14 protein-coding genes are annotated in these 14,940 nt (G+C 67.6%); 6 read left to right on the top strand and 8 right to left on the bottom strand.

The annotated features are described in order from the left end of the window. Positions 1–76 precede the first annotated feature (76 nt). Complete coding sequence (locus ACOGW9_RS00695) at positions 77–1,282, top strand: hypothetical protein (protein ID WP_419907417.1); 1,206 nt, start codon at positions 77–79, stop codon at positions 1,280–1,282. Between the two features lie 71 nt (positions 1,283–1,353). On the opposite strand, the gene ACOGW9_RS00690 is transcribed toward ACOGW9_RS00695, so the two are convergent. Continuing rightward, on the bottom strand, positions 1,354–3,699 hold the full coding sequence (locus tag ACOGW9_RS00690) for a molybdopterin-dependent oxidoreductase (protein ID WP_419907415.1): 2,346 nt from the start codon (positions 3,697–3,699) through the stop codon (positions 1,354–1,356). A gap of 178 nt (positions 3,700–3,877) precedes the next feature. Between ACOGW9_RS00690 and ACOGW9_RS00685 the strand changes: the two genes are divergently transcribed. Then, positions 3,878–4,078 (top strand): ferredoxin, encoded by a 201-nt coding sequence (locus ACOGW9_RS00685; protein WP_419907413.1) that lies wholly within the window; start codon positions 3,878–3,880, stop codon positions 4,076–4,078. A gap of 36 nt (positions 4,079–4,114) precedes the next feature. Here the strand turns inward: ACOGW9_RS00685 and ACOGW9_RS00680 are convergent, their stop codons facing one another. From ACOGW9_RS00680 to ACOGW9_RS00670, 3 genes are read right to left on the bottom strand one after another with little or no spacing between them, the layout of a single operon-like run. Then, positions 4,115–5,155, bottom strand: coding sequence for a 3-hydroxyacyl-CoA dehydrogenase NAD-binding domain-containing protein (locus ACOGW9_RS00680; RefSeq protein WP_419907411.1), 1,041 nt, complete (start codon positions 5,153–5,155; stop codon positions 4,115–4,117). Further along, positions 5,152–6,039, bottom strand: coding sequence for a 3-keto-5-aminohexanoate cleavage protein (locus ACOGW9_RS00675; RefSeq protein WP_419907409.1), 888 nt, complete (start codon positions 6,037–6,039; stop codon positions 5,152–5,154). Before ACOGW9_RS00675 ends, ACOGW9_RS00680 begins: the two co-directional genes overlap by 4 nt. Further along, positions 6,032–7,300: a TauD/TfdA family dioxygenase gene (locus tag ACOGW9_RS00670; protein WP_419907407.1), complete on the bottom strand. Its 1,269-nt coding sequence runs from the start codon at positions 7,298–7,300 to the stop codon at positions 6,032–6,034. The genes ACOGW9_RS00675 and ACOGW9_RS00670 overlap by 8 nt, the downstream gene beginning before the upstream one ends. 126 nt (positions 7,301–7,426) lie before the next feature. Here ACOGW9_RS00670 and ACOGW9_RS00665 point away from each other — a divergent pair, with 126 nt between their 5' ends. Next, entirely contained in the window at positions 7,427–8,236 is an 810-nt protein-coding gene (locus ACOGW9_RS00665; RefSeq protein ID WP_419907405.1) for a class I SAM-dependent methyltransferase, read from the top strand. Position 8,237: 1 nt separating this feature from the next. Here the strand turns inward: ACOGW9_RS00665 and ACOGW9_RS00660 are convergent, their stop codons facing one another. Further along, positions 8,238–9,149, bottom strand: a complete 912-nt coding sequence (locus ACOGW9_RS00660; protein WP_419907403.1) for a carbohydrate kinase family protein — start codon at positions 9,147–9,149, stop codon at positions 8,238–8,240. 114 nt (positions 9,150–9,263) lie between these two features. Here ACOGW9_RS00660 and ACOGW9_RS00655 point away from each other — a divergent pair, with 114 nt between their 5' ends. Beyond that, a complete protein-coding gene (locus ACOGW9_RS00655; RefSeq protein WP_419907401.1) occupies positions 9,264–10,862 on the top strand; it encodes an AMP-binding protein in 1,599 nt (532 codons plus the stop codon). A gap of 47 nt (positions 10,863–10,909) precedes the next feature. Here ACOGW9_RS00655 and ACOGW9_RS00650 read toward each other — a convergent pair whose 3' ends face one another. The 3 genes from ACOGW9_RS00650 to ACOGW9_RS00640 form a co-directional block, all read right to left on the bottom strand. Then, positions 10,910–11,509 (bottom strand): HhH-GPD-type base excision DNA repair protein, encoded by a 600-nt coding sequence (locus tag ACOGW9_RS00650; protein ID WP_419907399.1) that lies wholly within the window; start codon positions 11,507–11,509, stop codon positions 10,910–10,912. Positions 11,510–11,586: 77 nt separating this feature from the next. Further along, entirely contained in the window at positions 11,587–11,901 is a 315-nt protein-coding gene (locus ACOGW9_RS00645) for a hypothetical protein (RefSeq protein WP_419907397.1), read from the bottom strand. Next, the gene (locus tag ACOGW9_RS00640; protein ID WP_419907395.1) at positions 11,898–12,143 is read right to left on the bottom strand and encodes a hypothetical protein; all 246 of its coding nucleotides are present in this window, start codon (positions 12,141–12,143) and stop codon (positions 11,898–11,900) included. Before ACOGW9_RS00640 ends, ACOGW9_RS00645 begins: the two co-directional genes overlap by 4 nt. Before the next feature lie 181 nt (positions 12,144–12,324). On the opposite strand from ACOGW9_RS00640, the gene ACOGW9_RS00635 reads away from it, so the two are divergent. Further along, positions 12,325–13,314: a hypothetical protein gene (locus tag ACOGW9_RS00635; RefSeq protein WP_419907393.1), complete on the top strand. Its 990-nt coding sequence runs from the start codon at positions 12,325–12,327 to the stop codon at positions 13,312–13,314. A 156-nt stretch (positions 13,315–13,470) separates the two neighbouring features. After that, positions 13,471–14,898 carry an NAD-dependent succinate-semialdehyde dehydrogenase gene (locus tag ACOGW9_RS00630; protein ID WP_419907391.1) on the top strand — a complete coding sequence of 476 codons (1,428 nt, stop codon included), beginning with the start codon at positions 13,471–13,473 and terminating at the stop codon, positions 14,896–14,898. Positions 14,899–14,940: the final 42 nt, after the last annotated feature.

The raw sequence follows: 14,940 nt of genomic DNA, 5'->3' as shown, positions 1-14,940 counted from the left end.
GGTCGAGACAGATCAAGCCTGATCTACGATCTTTCCCGATGCCGAGCGATTGTCGGCGTGCTGGGAGGATCGAGCAGTGAGCTCAAGCGGGCTGGAAGATGCACTCGCGAAGGCGCGAGACGCGCTTGCCTCCGGTCTCGTGGTGAGCGAGGCGGCTGTGCAGGCATCCGTAGTCCGGCCAATTCTGCGTGAACTGGGTTGGGATGACGCCGATCCTCGACAGTGGCAAATGGAGTATCCGGTCGACAACGGTCGGGTTGACGAAGCACTCATCGGTCCTCTCGGCAAGCCGCTGGTCTTTGTCGAAGTGAAGCGACCAGGTGTGCTCAGTCCCAAGGCGGAGGATCAGCTGTTTCGCTACGCGAACAACAAGGGTGTGCCGCTGTTGGTCCTCACTGATGGCGACACATGGGACTTGTACCTGAGCATGGCGGAGGGCGAACCAGTTGAACGTCGGTTCACGCGCTGCAAGTTGACCGAGTCAAGTGAGTTTTGTGGTGTGGCGAGAGATCTCCGAACATTCCTTGAGCGAAGTGAGGTGCTGTCCGGGGCTGCCCGCAAGGCCGCAGAGGCGCGCTTGGAGCAGGTCAAACATCGCGAGATCGGTAAGGGTGGTCTGGATTCCGCCTGGGAGGAATTGCTCCGCGGACCGGATGAGATTCTGCGGGATCTGCTAATCGAAAGGGTGGAGGAGAATGTCGGCTCTCGTCCTGGTACGCGAGATGCCGAGGAATTCCTGCGCATGCTGGCAGCCATAGTCCCGGTGACGGCACAACAGGGCGATGTGGCCAAGTGGTTGCAAGCTGCCCCTGCAAACTTGACGTCGGGGATGAAAGCCACAGTGACGAGATGGCTCAAGCAGTCGGCCGGCCACACGCCCGGCAAGCCGTCTCCAGATGGCGCACCTCCCAAGCCGACACCGGGGTCCGGCAAATTGAGTGGCATTCGGATTCGGGGTAGAGAGCACGAGGTACTCGAGTTCGTACGGGTTCACCTGCTACTTGCGTCGGAGCTGGAGAGCTGGAATGGCGGCCTGCTGAATGAACTGGCAGCACGCGCCAAGCCGGGCATGAAGAATCCTCGAGCGGTCAGAGCCTCTGATCCCGTCTTGCAAACGGATCGCAGCAAGTACTACCGACAGATTCCGCAGTATCCCGAGTGGTACCTGCATGTTCATTGGTCAGCGAAGGACCATCAGCGGCTCATGCGCGAAATGACCGAACTGGCAGGTCTGTCTTGGGGTAGCGATGTCGTAGTTCTCTTCGCCGCCGACATCGCCTAGCTCGAAGGCCCGACTCGTCGGACGAGTTCGTCGAGCGGCTGTGATGGCCCTCGCAATGAAGCGGCGGTGGTTCAGCCGGCGACGGGTTCTAGGGCTACCCGGACGTGCTTGTGGTGGGGGGTGAGTGAGAGCCAGTCACGGTCTTCGATGTCGGTGAGCTCGTTGACGGCCACGCCGTGGATCTTGTGCTCGCCGTCCTCGTCGGGATACTCGGTGCCGAACCCGTGGGGGAGTGTCACGTGGCCGGCCATGACCGTGTCGGTGACCTCCGCGGGTGCTTCGGCTTCGCCCCGCTTGGAAACGATCCTCACCCGGTCCCCGTCCACGACGCCGAGCGTGGTGGCGTCGTCGGGATTGATCCGCAGCGAGCCCGCCTTGTCCTTCTTGCGCCACGCGGGATCACGGATCACATCGTTGGCGTTGGACGACCGGCGCTCGCCCGCTGAGAGCACGAACGGGAAGCGGTCCTGGCCGATGGCCGGCTCCTCGTCGGCCAGCGACCGGAACTCGTCTTCGAGCTCCTCGATGTACAGGTGGATCTTGCCGTCGGGGTGTGCGATGCGGTCCCAGGTCTGGGAGTACTCGCTGACGCTGTAGATCATTCCCGACGGCGAGTCGACGAGCTTGTCGAACAGGTTGCTGGCCAGTTCCAGCCCTTCGCCCTCGACGCCAGCGGCCCGCACCTCGTCGGGATAGCGCATCGAAGCCTGCATGGCAGAGCCGAACATGATCGCCGCGGGCGCCATGTTGCCCAGCGTCGGACCCAGCGAGTCGTACAGCACCACCGGCAGCTTGGCCCCCACGTCGGGATCAGTGGTCGACGCCTGTCCCAGCGCCTCGATGAAGGCATCACGACCCTGCTGGGCCGCATCGGCCAGCCCATCGGTGCCCGCGGGGCGACCGCCCATCGCAGCCACCAGCCGGCTGTGGATCTCGGCCTCGGGCAGCGACTCGCCCAGCGGCTCGAGGATCGGGTGTCGCACCTGGAAGTAGTTCGCAGGCATCTCGCCGGCGAAGAACGTCGCCTCGGGCTTCTCGTACTGCGAGCAGGCCGGCAGCACGTAGTCGGCCGCCCGAGCCGTTTCGGTCATCGCAACGTCGATCACCACCAGGCACTCCAGCTTGGCGAAGGCCTCACGGAACCGCTTCGAATCCGGCAGCGTGTGCAGCGGGTTCGCCGACTCCACGATCATTCCCCGGAAGCGGTTCGGGTGATCGGTGTCGATGCAGTCGGGGATCGCCGCGCAGGCGACGAGGCCCGAGAGCATGGCGTTGCCGGTGACGGGGTCGGTCTCGCCCTCGCCAGAGTGGCCGCAGATGGGAGCGAGCCGCAGCGGCAGGTTCATGCCGCCCGGCTTGGCGAAGTTGCCGGTCACCAGGTACAGCAGCCGCTGCAGCCAGCTGTTCAGTGTGGAGTGGGGCGCCATCTCGATGCCGAGGTCTTCCTCGGTGGACAGCGACTTGGCGGTGCCCATCGTGCGTGCCGCCGCACGCAGCTCGGCCTCGTCGATGCCGCACTTGCGAGCACAGTCGGCGATGTCGGCGCCCGAAATCAGGTCGCGCAGCTCGTCCCAGCCGGTGCACTGCTCCGCGAGGAACTGCTCGTCGGTCAGCCCCTCCTCGACCATGATCGCCAGCAGCGCGGCCAACGCCCACGCATCGGTGCCGGGGCGGACGCGCAGGTGGTGATCGGCCATCGCTGCGGTCTCGGACACCCGCGGGTCCATCACCACGAGCTTGCGCTCGTCGTCGTTGCGGATCTTGTTGAGCTCGTTGCGCGACTCGGGGAAACCATGGCTCTGCCAGGGGTTCTTGCCGATGAACACCGCGCAGTCGGTGTGCTCGAAGTCGCCCATGGCGCCGAGGTTCTGGCGGCCGAACATCTTGCCCTGCGCCCAGAACATGCCGGTCTTCTCCTGGGCGAGCGCATTCGAGCGGTACTTGACGCCCAGCGTCTGCAGCACGCCGCGGGCGTACGCACCGGGGAAGTGGTTGCCCTGCCCGCCGCCGCCGTAGTACAGGATCTTGTCGCCGCCGACCGAGTCACGGATGCCGGTCAGACGCTCGGCGACCTCGGCGATGGCAACGTCCCACGACACCTCTTCGAAGGTGCCGTCGTCCCTGCGACGCAGCGGGCTGCTGATGCGGTCGCGCCCGTTCTGGTAGTAGTCGATCCGCAGGGCCTTCTCGCAGGTGTAGCCCTTCGAGGCGGGGTGCTCCTTGTCGCCGCGTACCCGCGTGATCTTGCGACCGTCGAGCCGCACCTCGATGCCGCAGTTGTTGGAGCACAGCACGCAGGCCGTCTTGTGCCAGACCTTGGTGGGGTCTTCCTCGGCGCCGTTGGTCGCCGCCGCGGCGGCTGGAGCGCCTGTGCGCTTGGCTCGAAGTGCGGCAAGTCGGGCGTTGGCGTCGGACATGGCATCCCCTTGGCGTATGCGGGCGCAGACATCGCAAGGCTACGGCGCAGATTGGCTCGCTGCCGGAATTGCATGACGCTTCACACGCCGGGCACGGCGCACAGCCGCGCTAGCTTCTGGCCCACAGGGGCACCGCCGCGCCCCGCCAATACTTGGCCCCAGCGGCCTGCAGGAAGGAATGCTCGTGCGGATCAGTGTGGATACCGACAAGTGCCAGGGCCACAACCGCTGCTACTCGCTGGCGCCGGAACTCTTCGATGTGGACGACTACGGCTACGCCACTGCGGCCGGCGACGGCGAGGTGCCCGCAGGCATGGAGGACAAGGCTCGCCTTGCTGCTGCCAACTGCCCCGAGTACGCGGTGCTGATCGAGGAATAACCGCGCGAACGCGCCCGGGCCGCCGCGGCGCGTCCCTCAGCTCTGGTCGGATTGCCGGCCGGCGAACCGCTCACGCAAGACAGCCAAGCTGCGGCCGGCGCCCCAGTCGTTGGCTTCTAGCGCCAGCAGCAGGTCGACGAGGTTGCGGTCTCGTGCCGCGCAGAGTTCTTCGATCGATTGATCGCGTGACTGCTCGTCGGACTGGGCGATCAGCGTGGCGATGAACTCCGGGGTCAGTTCCGGCACGTCGGTGAGCTTGGTCCACGGCTGGTTGAGCGTCGGGCCGAAGTGCTCGATGAAGTGCCGGAAACCGCCCTCGCCGCCGGCCGTGGCGTAGGTCCCAAAGACGCCCATCTGCGCCCAGCGCAGCCCGAAGCCGAGGCGCATGGCGTCATCGATCTCGGCGACGGTGGCGACGCCGTCGTGCACCAGCCACAGCGCCTCCCGCCACAGAGCCTCCATCAGGCGGTCGGCCACGAAGCCGTCGATCTCGGAGCGCACCCGCAGCGGCGACATGCCCGCGGCGGTCAACCAGCCCATCGCCCTCTGGACTGCATGCTCGGAGGTATCGCTGCCAGCTACGACCTCGACGAGCGGCAGCAGGTACACGGGATTGAACGGATGCGCCACGACGAGGCGTTCGGGGTGGCGCATGTCAGCCTGCAGCTCGCTGGGTCGGATGCCCGACGTGGACGACGCGATCACGGCATCGGGCGCAGCAGCGGTTTCGACCTCTGCGTAGACGGACTGCTTGACCTCCAAGCGCTCGGGCACGCACTCGTGCACCAGAATGGCGTCACCCAAGGCGTCGCGGACGCCGCCGGCGCACGTGACCTCGCCGAGAGCCGCCATCTCGCGCAGGCCCAAGCGTTCCCAGGCGACCTTGGCCGCGTGCAGCGTTGCCTCCACACGCTGGGCGGTTGTCGGCGAGAGGTCGTGGACTGCCACGTCGACGCCGCACAGCGCCCAGCGTGCAGCCCACGCCGCGCCGATCACCCCAGCACCGACCACGCACACGCGGGCGGGCAGTCCGCTATCGGCCCCGCCCGCATGGCCGATGGAGGATGGGTCGGTCAAGGCCGCTTCAGTTCGAGCTTGTCGCGGACTTCTTCGGGGCCGATGACCCGGTAGTTCATAGCTTCGAGGATCTGCCGGGCACGAGCCGTCAGGTCGGCGTTGCTGGCCAGGCGGCCCCGCTCGAGATACAGGTTGTCTTCGAGCCCGACCCGGGCGTTGCCGCCCGCAACCGCTGCCAGGGCCACGTACGGCAACTGGTCGCGCCCCAGCGCGAACGCCGAGAACGTCCAGTCGTCGGGCACGTTGTTGACCATCGCCATGAACGTGTTCAGGTCCGGCGGGGCGCCCCAGCGGATGCCCATGCAGAGCTGCACCATCACCGGCGCTTCGATGACCCCGGCCTCCACCAGCGATCTGGCCTCCCAGAGCTGGCCGGTATCGAAGGCCTCGATTTCGGGCCGCACGCCCAGCGCCTGGATCTGGCGGGCCATCTCCATGAGCGTGTCGTGGGTGTTGGTGGCCACGTAGTTGCCCTCGCCGAAGTTCATCGTGCCGCAGTCGAGCGTGCAGATCTCCGGCAGCAGCTCGCGGACGTGGGCGAGGCGCTCGGTGGCGCCGGCCATGTCGGATCGCACCGGATCGGGCGGCAGCGGCTGCTCCACCGAGCCGATCACGAAGTCGCCGCCCATACCGGCCGTGAGGTTCAGCACGACATCGGTGCTCGATGCCCGCACCCGCTCGACCACCTCGCGGTAGCAGTCGACGTCGCGGCCTGCGTCGCCGGTGATCGGGTCGCGCACATGCACATGGCAGATCGCAGCGCCTGCATCGGCGGCGTCGATCACGTTCTGGGCGATGTCGGCGGGCGTGTAGGGCACCTTGTCGGACTTGCCCACCGTGTCACCCGCCCCGGTGACAGCGCAGGTGATGAAGACGTCAGGCATCAGCGGGGTCCTTCTTTCCGGCACCGGCTTGACCGGTGTGCAGTAGCCCAGCACGGCGGCGCATCAGCACACGCAGCCGCGAGTAGAACTCGTCGGTGTCCATGTAGGCGCCGATGAGCCGCCGGCGGGTGCCGGCATGCGGCTCGAAGCCGTCCCGCCCGTGGAGCACCCGCCGGTTGTCGAACACCACGATGTCGCCGGGACGGAACGGGTAGCGCATACCGAACCGATCCGACCCGGCGGTGGTGCTGAGCAGGCGCATCGCCGCATAGGCCCGGTCCATGTCGTCGACGGCCATCGCCCCGAACGCCCTCACCGGGTGGAACGCCCGGTAGGTGTAGGGAATCCTGCCATCGCCGGTGTCGATGACGGGACCCTGCCAGCGGTGATCGTGCTCGGGCGATCGGTTGAAGAACACCCACTCCAGCGTGGTAAGCGCTTCGAACGCTTCGGGCTCGTGCGCTCGCAGGTGCTCGGCGATGGCCAGCCCGTCTGCCATGGTCGACCATCCGCCCTCGACGCTGTTCTCCACGCAGTGCAGCAGCTGCAGCCCCGGGGGGACCTCCCGGGTCGGCAGATCGGTGTGGGGTCCGAGCCGCTGCCCGGTATTGGCCAGCGTGGTCGGCGTGATGTCGACGTCGACGTGCCACGTCAGGCCGAAGTTGGAGTCGCGTATCGCACCGATGCGGCACGCCAGCTTCGCAACGGTGCCGGGGTCGGTGCCGCAGCCCGCCAGACGCACGAGGCCGTAACGGGCGAGATCGCAGAGTACGCCGGCCAGCGCACTGTCGTCGTCCAGCGCGGCGGGACCGTCGTGCGTCGCCGGCTCGGAGCGGTCCGCGGCCGTCCACGCCACCGGCTCGGGAATGTCCGCGAATGGTCTATGGCGCTGTTCGGCGACGTGGCGCAGCCATCCGGGGTGATAGGAGGCGTCGCGCTGCTCGGGTTCGAACGTCACCTCGAGCGCACCGTCGGCCACGTCCAGTCGACTGATGGACAGGTTGCCGGCCAGGTGGGCTGGGTCCAGATCGCATTCACGGGTGACCGGGTCGATGCCTCCGGGACCGGGCGCGTTCTCACGCAGCCACATCGGGTGGCATTCGAGCACTGTCCCGTCGGGCCAAGTCAGTTCAGCGGTGCCGTGCGCGGTGAGCGACGCCGTGGCGAGCGCCGACCACGGGTAGCTGTAGTAGTCGGGTGTCGGCAACTCGCGAGCGAGCGGACGGGTTCGGCCCTGCGCGGTCACTGACCCCTCGGTCACCGGCCAAATTGTCTCACAGCCTGCGCTGAAGCTGGTCCATCGCGGACGCACCACACATGCATGTACGGCAAGTTCCCGCTAAGCAGCCCGCGGGACCCGGAGCGTGTGCTCGTTACGCTGCCGCCCGTGACCGGCGGCGACGTCTACACCCACGGCCACCACGCAACGGTGGTCAACCAGCATGCGCAGCGCACCGCCGAGGACTGCGCCGCGTTCGCGCGCCATGTCATTGAGCCGGACGCTCGCATCCTCGATGTCGGCTGCGGCCCGGCCTCGATCACCGTCGGGCTGGCACGCTGGGCGTCACGCGGCCACGTCACCGGCATCGAGGTGGGCGACGACATCCTGGCCACCGCCGAGGCCACCGTCGCCGAGGCAGGTGTCGGCAACGTGACCCTCGCCAAGCAGTCGGTGTACGAGCTGCCCTACGACGACGGCAGCTTCGATGTGGCCTACGCCCACCAGGTGCTGCAGCACCTGTCGGATCCCGTCGGGGCGATCCGCGAGATGGCTCGTGTCGTGCGCGCCGGCGGCTGGGTGGCGGTGCGCGACTCCGACTACTCGACCATGCGTGGCTTTCCCGCCAGCGAGGGCATCACGCGCTGGCGCGAGGTGTATCGACAGGTCTGCCGGCACAACGGCGCCGAGCCCGATGCCGGTCGGCACCTCTTCTCGTGGTTCTGCCGCGCTGGGCTGGCCCAGGTGCAGATGTCGGCCTCGGTGTGGCAGTTCTTCACGCCAGAGACACGGCGCAACTGGGGCTACTCATGGGCCGAGCGCAGTCTCAAGAGCAGCTTCGCAGCCCAAGCCGTGGAGTACGGCTACGCCACCACCGCCGAACTCGAGGACATCGCGGCCGCATGGCGTGCGTGGGCCGACACTGATGACGGCTACTTCCACTTCATTCACAGCGAGGCGATGGCGCAGGTCGCCTGAGCTACTTCGCGAGCGCGGTATCCAACTCGGCGGCAGTGGGTGGATCGGCGCCGGTGCGTGTGCAGGTGATCGCTGAGGCAGCGGCTGCACGCTTGGCGATTGCATGCCAGTCGGCGAGGCTGATCGCAGCGAGGGTGTCCCGGTTGCCGTCCAGAAGATCCCACACAGACGCCAGCACGGATCCGACGAAGGCGTCTCCCGCGCCGACCGAGTCGACGACGTCAACGGCGGGCGCAGCCACATCGGTGGCGCCAGCGGCGGTGTACACCGTCGCGCCCTCGGCGCCACGGGTGATGATCACTGCGACGGCTCGCCCGTCGAGCAGTTGGGCGGCGCAATTCTCGGCGGAGCGCCCGGGCCAGATCCACTCGATGTCCTCGTTGGAAGCGCGGTAGAGGTCGGCGGCCTGCAGCCACCGCTGATGGAGGTGGTCCCAGCGCTGCCAGTCCGAGATGACTGCCGGTCGGACGTTGGGATCCAGCGAGACGATGCCGTCGTGACGTTCCGCGAGCCGGGCCAATACCTCGGCCGTGCGCCCGCGGAACATGCCGAGCGTCCCGCCGTGCACGATGTGGGGGCCGGGGCCGAACGGCGACAGGTCGGCCGATCCGAGCGCGGTGTCGGCGGTGTCGGTTCCCTCGAATCGGAAGGTCGGGCTCGGTGTGAGGCTGATGATGGCGCGTGCCGTGGGTTCGGGACCTCGTTCGGCTGCCCGCAGGTCGACCCGGTTGTGCTCGAGGTGCTGCCAGATGAGCTCGCCGTCGGCATCGGTCGACACCCGGCCGACGAACGCGCTCGGCGCACCTAACCGGGCCGCGGCGATCGCCGTGTTCATCGGCCCGCCGCCAGGCACCGAGACGGGCTCGTCGCCGCCCAAGACATCCACCAGCGCCTCGCCGCAGCAGACGATCACCGTGGTGCCTCGATGGGGGGCGCGGTTGCGCCGCGGAAGTGTGCAGGCGACATCACCCCGCAGTCTGGCTCGCCCACCGTGAGCGTGCGATGGCGAGCAGCAAGACTGTGCGCCGTGACCAGCGCGGTGCCCGACAACTACCCCGCACTCGTGGAGCGGGCGGCAGCGGAGTTCGGCGACGCCGAGGCAATCCGCGACGGCGACATGTCAATGACATTCGCAGAGCTGGCGACGCGCACCGAAGCGTGCGCAGCAGCGCTGGTGGCGAGCGGTCTCCGAGCAGGCGATGCCGTCGGGTTGTGGGCGCCCAACGCCTGGGAGTGGGTGGTCGCGGCCATGGGCACGCTGCGAGCCGGCGGCGTCATCGTGCCGGTCAACACTCGCTTCCGGGGCCGCGAGGCCGCGTATGTGCTGTCGCGGGCGAGGGTCAAGCTGCTCTTCACCGTGGTCGGGTTCCTCGGGTACGACTATGTGGCTGACCTCGAGACCGCCGCCTCAGACGGTCACACCATCGATTCGCTCGAACGCACGGTGATCCTGCGCGGCGACACACCGCCGGGCACGACCTCGTTCGACGAGTTCGTGGCCACAGCCACGCCCGACGGCGTCGCAGAAGCTGCGAGGCGCGCAGCCGCAGCAACGGGCGACGACCTCGGCCTGGTGATGTTCACCTCGGGCACGACCGGGCTGCCCAAGGGCGTCATGATCCGGCCGGCATCGATCATCCGCGGCTTCCGCCAGTACGCCGACGAGTTGGGGATGCGCTCGGGTGATCGGATGCTGGTGATCAACCCGTTCTTTCACGCGTTCGGATTCTGCGGCTCGATCACGCCGTGCATCCTGAAGGGGGCCACGATCCTGCCTCACCCCGTGTTCGAGGTTGAGGCTGTGCTCGAGCGGATCGAGTCCGAGCGGGTGACCGTGCTGCCGGGTCCGCCTGCGATCTTCCAGTCGATGGTCAACTTCGCAGGACTCGACCGGTACGACACGTCCAGCCTGCGCTCGGCGATCACCGGTGCGGCGGCGATCCCCGTGGAGACGGTCGTGGCGATGCGCGAACGGCTCGGCTTCGAGACGGTCATCACCGCATTCGGCATGACCGAGACCCACGGCCTGGCCACGATCTGCTCGGCGGGCGACCCGCCCGATCTGGTGGCCTCCACGAGCGGGAAGGCGCTGGCGGGCATCGAGCTGCGCGTAGTGGACGACGACGGCCGGGACGTGCCGGCCGGCGAGCCCGGGGAGCTGCTGGTACGCGGCTACTGCGTCACCACCGGCTACCTCGACGATCCCGAGCAGACCGCCAAGACCATCGATGCCGACGGCTGGCTGCATACCGGCGACATCTGCGTGATGAACGAGCTGGGCTACATCGACATCACCGATCGCAAGAAGGACATGTACATCAACGGCGGCTTCAACGTGTATCCCGCCGAGGTGGAGAACGTCATGTCCGAGCATCCGCTGATCGGCCAGGTGGCGGTGATCGGCGTGCCAGATGAGCGGCTCGGCGAGGCGGGCGCTGCGTTCGTGGTGCCGTCGCCGGCTGGTGCGCCGGAGGCCGACGAGCTGCGGACGTGGTGCAGGGAGCAGATGGCCAACTACAAGGTGCCCCGCTACTTCTGGAACGTCGAGGCGCTGCCGCTGAACCCGTCAAACAAGGTGCTCAAGACCGAGCTACGCGAGCTGGCCGCCGAGCGGCTCGACGGTTAATCCGTTCGCTCAGCGTCGCGCTCAGTGCCGCCGCTCGGTCCTGCCGCTCAGTCCTGTTTCGACTTGCCGGCGGCTTTCTGGTTCTTCTTCCAGAGGCGGACTTCGGCGAGCGCATCAGGCCCGTCGATGTCGGCCACCGATCGCGGCTGGCGGTCGGCGAAGGGGCCGGCCACGGCCTTCCAGCCGCGTGGCGCCACGCCGAAGCGCTTTGCCAGGATCGCCACGAAGATCTTGGCTTTCTCGTCGCCGTAGCCGGGCAGGGCCCGCAGCCGGTCGTACAGTGCCTTGCCGCTGCGCACGTCGGCCCAGACCGCGCCGGCATCGCCGTCGTAGTGCTCGACGATGTGGCGGGCCAGCTCGCCGCAGCGCTTCGCCATCGACCCGGGGAAGCGATGCAGCGCCGGCTTGGTCTTGAAGGCCGTCTCGAGCTCGTCGGGAGCCATCTCGGCGATGGCGGCTGGCGAGAAGCGGTCACCCAGCCGTTCGGCCAGCCGGATCGGCCCCTTGAAGGCCCATTCCATCGGGATCTGCTGGTCGAGCATCATCCCCAGCAGCAGCGCAAACGGGTCGTCCCGCACAAGCTGATCGGCCTCCGGATCGCCCGTGACCGCCAGCGTCCCCCCGTCGTCACCCATACTGCTACCCATGCAAGCGCACGCTACAGCCGCGACTCCGACCTAGAGCGTGTGAGCTTGCGCAGCGGTCATGCCCGGCCGGTTGGGTCTCAGATTCCGATGTCGTGGTCTGCGGGTTTGGGCTTGGCGGAACGCTGCTGCTTGACGGCCTCGTCGCACAGGGACGCCGCATCGGCGAGCGAAATGCCGATGATGTCGGCGATTCGATCAATCGAAACGTCATCGTCACGTGCTTCAGTCACGGCGTCGAGCACTTGTCGTTGGTCGGCGGAGTGGGTGCGCACTACGCGCCAGAGGCGGTACTCGGCGATCGGTATCTTCTGGGCTCGGTCTGGGTCGAACGATTCGGCGTAGTCCGCCAACTCCTCTGACTTCTCGACGATCTGCTCGATTGTGAGCCTCATAGCAATCTCCTGAGGTACTCGTCGCGCGCCGGCATGGCGTGGAAGATGACCTCGGCTCCGTCGTATTCAGAGTACCCGACGCCTAATTCGAGGAATCTGCCGCTGTAGTCGGGGCCGATGACCATCTCGGACGAATCGTCGAGGCGAAATGCGGCGATGCCGTTCCGGTAGGCGTGGCGAATGTCGGCATCTGAAACCCCGTGTCGGTGGGCGCTCTCAAGAACGGGAACCTCTTCTGGCATCGCCGTTGGACACTAATAGTAAATATCAATATATATTATCTAATTTCTAGCAGCAGAATCTGCTGTGGCTACTGGCGCAGACATCGTTCGGCGTTCCAGCTGAGGGCCCTTGAGGGGTAGAGGGCCGATCATGGATGGCCGGGCGCGCTCGTGAAGAAGCTCGCTTCTAGAGTCGTTGCTGATGGGTGAAGCAGTTCCGTTTCCGGCTACGCAGCCGCGGGGGTACGAGTGGCTGGAAGGGGAGCCGGCGTTCGATGCCGAGCGGCACCTGCAGCTCGAGGAACCGGCCGAGGTGCTGATGCTGGCCGATCTCGGCTACAACGACGCCGAGATTGCCAGCAAGGCCACGCCGGTAGCGCTGTCGTCGCCGTTCCGGATGCTGAGCGACGAGGGCTCGGCGATCATGCTGGAGACCGCCAGGCGGCTGCGCTGTTTCACCCGCCCGGCGGGGGAGCGCATCGAGCGCACCGTGCGCGGCGGCTGCTACCGCTCACGCTGGCTGCGGGACCTGTGCCTCAGCCCAGAGGTGACAGCACATCTCGAAGCGATCTACGGCATCGAGATCGCCCCGCACCCGATGCCGGTGCACCTCGGCCACATCAACTACGAGCCGTCCCAGATCGATGTCGGCATCGACAAGTGGCACCACGACACGCTGCCGCTCGACTACGTGCTGGCGGTGACCGACCCTGCCCATGTTGCCGGCGGGCGCTTCGAGTGGTTCGGGGGCACCAAGCATGAAGCCGCCGAGATGGCTGAGGCCGGCGAGCAGGTCCCGGCTGAGCGCACGGTCGCTCCCGAGTTTCCCGGACCCGGCTATGCCATCGCGCTGCACGGCGACATGGTGGTGCACCGCGCCGGCCCGCTCGACGAGATGTGCGAGCGCATCTCGATGGTGAACGGGTACGTGGCGACCGCGGCCGCGGTCGACGAGCAGAGCCGCACGTCCGACCTGATCGGCATCGACGACCCGGCGACGCTGTGGACCGAGTGGGCGAAGTTTGCGGCATGGCGGAGCAAGGATCGCCTGACCCAACTGATCGACGAGCTGGAGTTCACCTCCGACCGCGACGCTGTCATCGCCCAGTTGGAGGACGCGATCGACGATGCGCAGCGTGCGATCGCCGAGATGCGTGCCGGCGAGAAACGCATGCTGCACTACGGCGACTGAGCGGCCGGCCTCACAGCAGCGAGGGCTGGCGCGGCGCTGCGAGCGACCCATCGGCTGAGCGGCAACTCTGAGGCACGGCCGAAGCGTGAATGGTGGCAGCGTCGAGGCCCGGCTGCGATGGCGCGCAATGGCCGGTCGATTTGCGATGCTGGCGCGATGCAAACGCAGATGCTCATTGGAGGCGATTGGCGAGGCGCCGCAGGCGGTGAGCTGATCGACGTACTCGACCCCGCCACCGGCGACGTTGCCGCCGGCGTCGCGGCAGGCACGCCAGCCGATGCTGCGGCAGCGTGCGACGCGGCTGCCGCCGCGCAGCCTGACTGGGCAGCCACGGCACCCCGTGTCCGCTCGGAGATCTTGCGCGACTCCCACCGCATCCTGATCGAGCACACCGACGAGCTGGCCGACCTCATCACGCTGGAGAATGGCAAGCCCCGCGCCGATGCCGTCGGCGAGGTGGCCTACGCCGCAGAGTTCTTCCGCTGGAACGCCGAGGAAGCGGTGCGCATACACGGCTCGATCAGCGTTGCCCCCTCGGGCGCCAACCGCATCATCACCCGGCACCCTCCCGTCGGCGTCGTGGCCATGATCACGCCGTGGAACTTCCCGGCCGCCATGATCACCCGCAAGCTCGCCCCGGCACTGGCCGCCGGCAACACGGTGGTCATCAAGCCGCCCCGGGAAGCCCCGCTCACTTCGCTGCGGGTGGCTGAGCTGCTGGGCGAAGCCGGCGTGCCGCCCGGTGTCGTCAACCTCGTGCCCACGGCCAACTCGGGCGCCTGGCTCGACGCCGTCGTCGACCACCGGGCCGTGCGGATGCTGTCGTTTACCGGCTCCACCGAAGTCGGACGGGTGCTGCTGAAGCGCTGCGCCGACCGGGTGCTCAAGGTGGTGATGGAGCTCGGCGGCAACGCACCGTTCGTCGTGTTCGCCGACGCCGACCTCGAAGCCGCCACAGCAGGCGCCATGGTCGCCAAGATGCGCCACTCGGCCGAGACCTGTACGGCAGCCAACCGCTTCTTCGTGGAGGCGCCGGCTCACGACGAGTTCGTCGAACGGCTGGCAACCGAGATGGGCGCCATGAAGGTCGGCAACGGCAGCGATCCCGACGTCACCTGCGGCCCGATGATCAACGCCGCCTCGGTGCAGAACATCGACCGCCTGGTGCGTTCGGCGGTCGACGGGGGAGCCACGGCCGTCACCGGCGGCGCAGCCATCGACGGCCCGGGCTTCTTCTACGAGCCGACCGTGCTCGGCGGCGTGGAACCTGGGGTGCCCATCACCCGCGAGGAGATCTTCGGGCCGGTTGCACCGATCTCCAGCTTCACCGACACCGACGCCATGATCGCCGCCGCCAACGACACCGAGATGGGCCTCATCGGCTACGTCTACACCCAGGATCTCACCAAGGGCCTGGCGGTCAGCGAGCGCATCGAGGCCGGCATGATCGGCCTCAACCGCGGTGCCGTGTCGGATCCCGCAGCGCCCTTCGGCGGCATGAAGCAGTCCGGCCTCGGCCGCGAAGGCGCCAGCGAAGGCATCTACGAGTTCTGCGAGACGCAGTACATCGCAGCGGAGTGGTAGCCCGCCGCATCCCCACAGATCCGCTCAACTCCGCAGGCGGCC

Origin of the sequence: Candidatus Poriferisodalis sp. (genome assembly GCF_965203655.1) — a bacterium.
Lineage (GTDB): Bacteria > Actinomycetota > Acidimicrobiia > Acidimicrobiales > Poriferisodalaceae > Poriferisodalis.
This window is presented reverse-complemented; position numbering and strand designations above follow the sequence as displayed.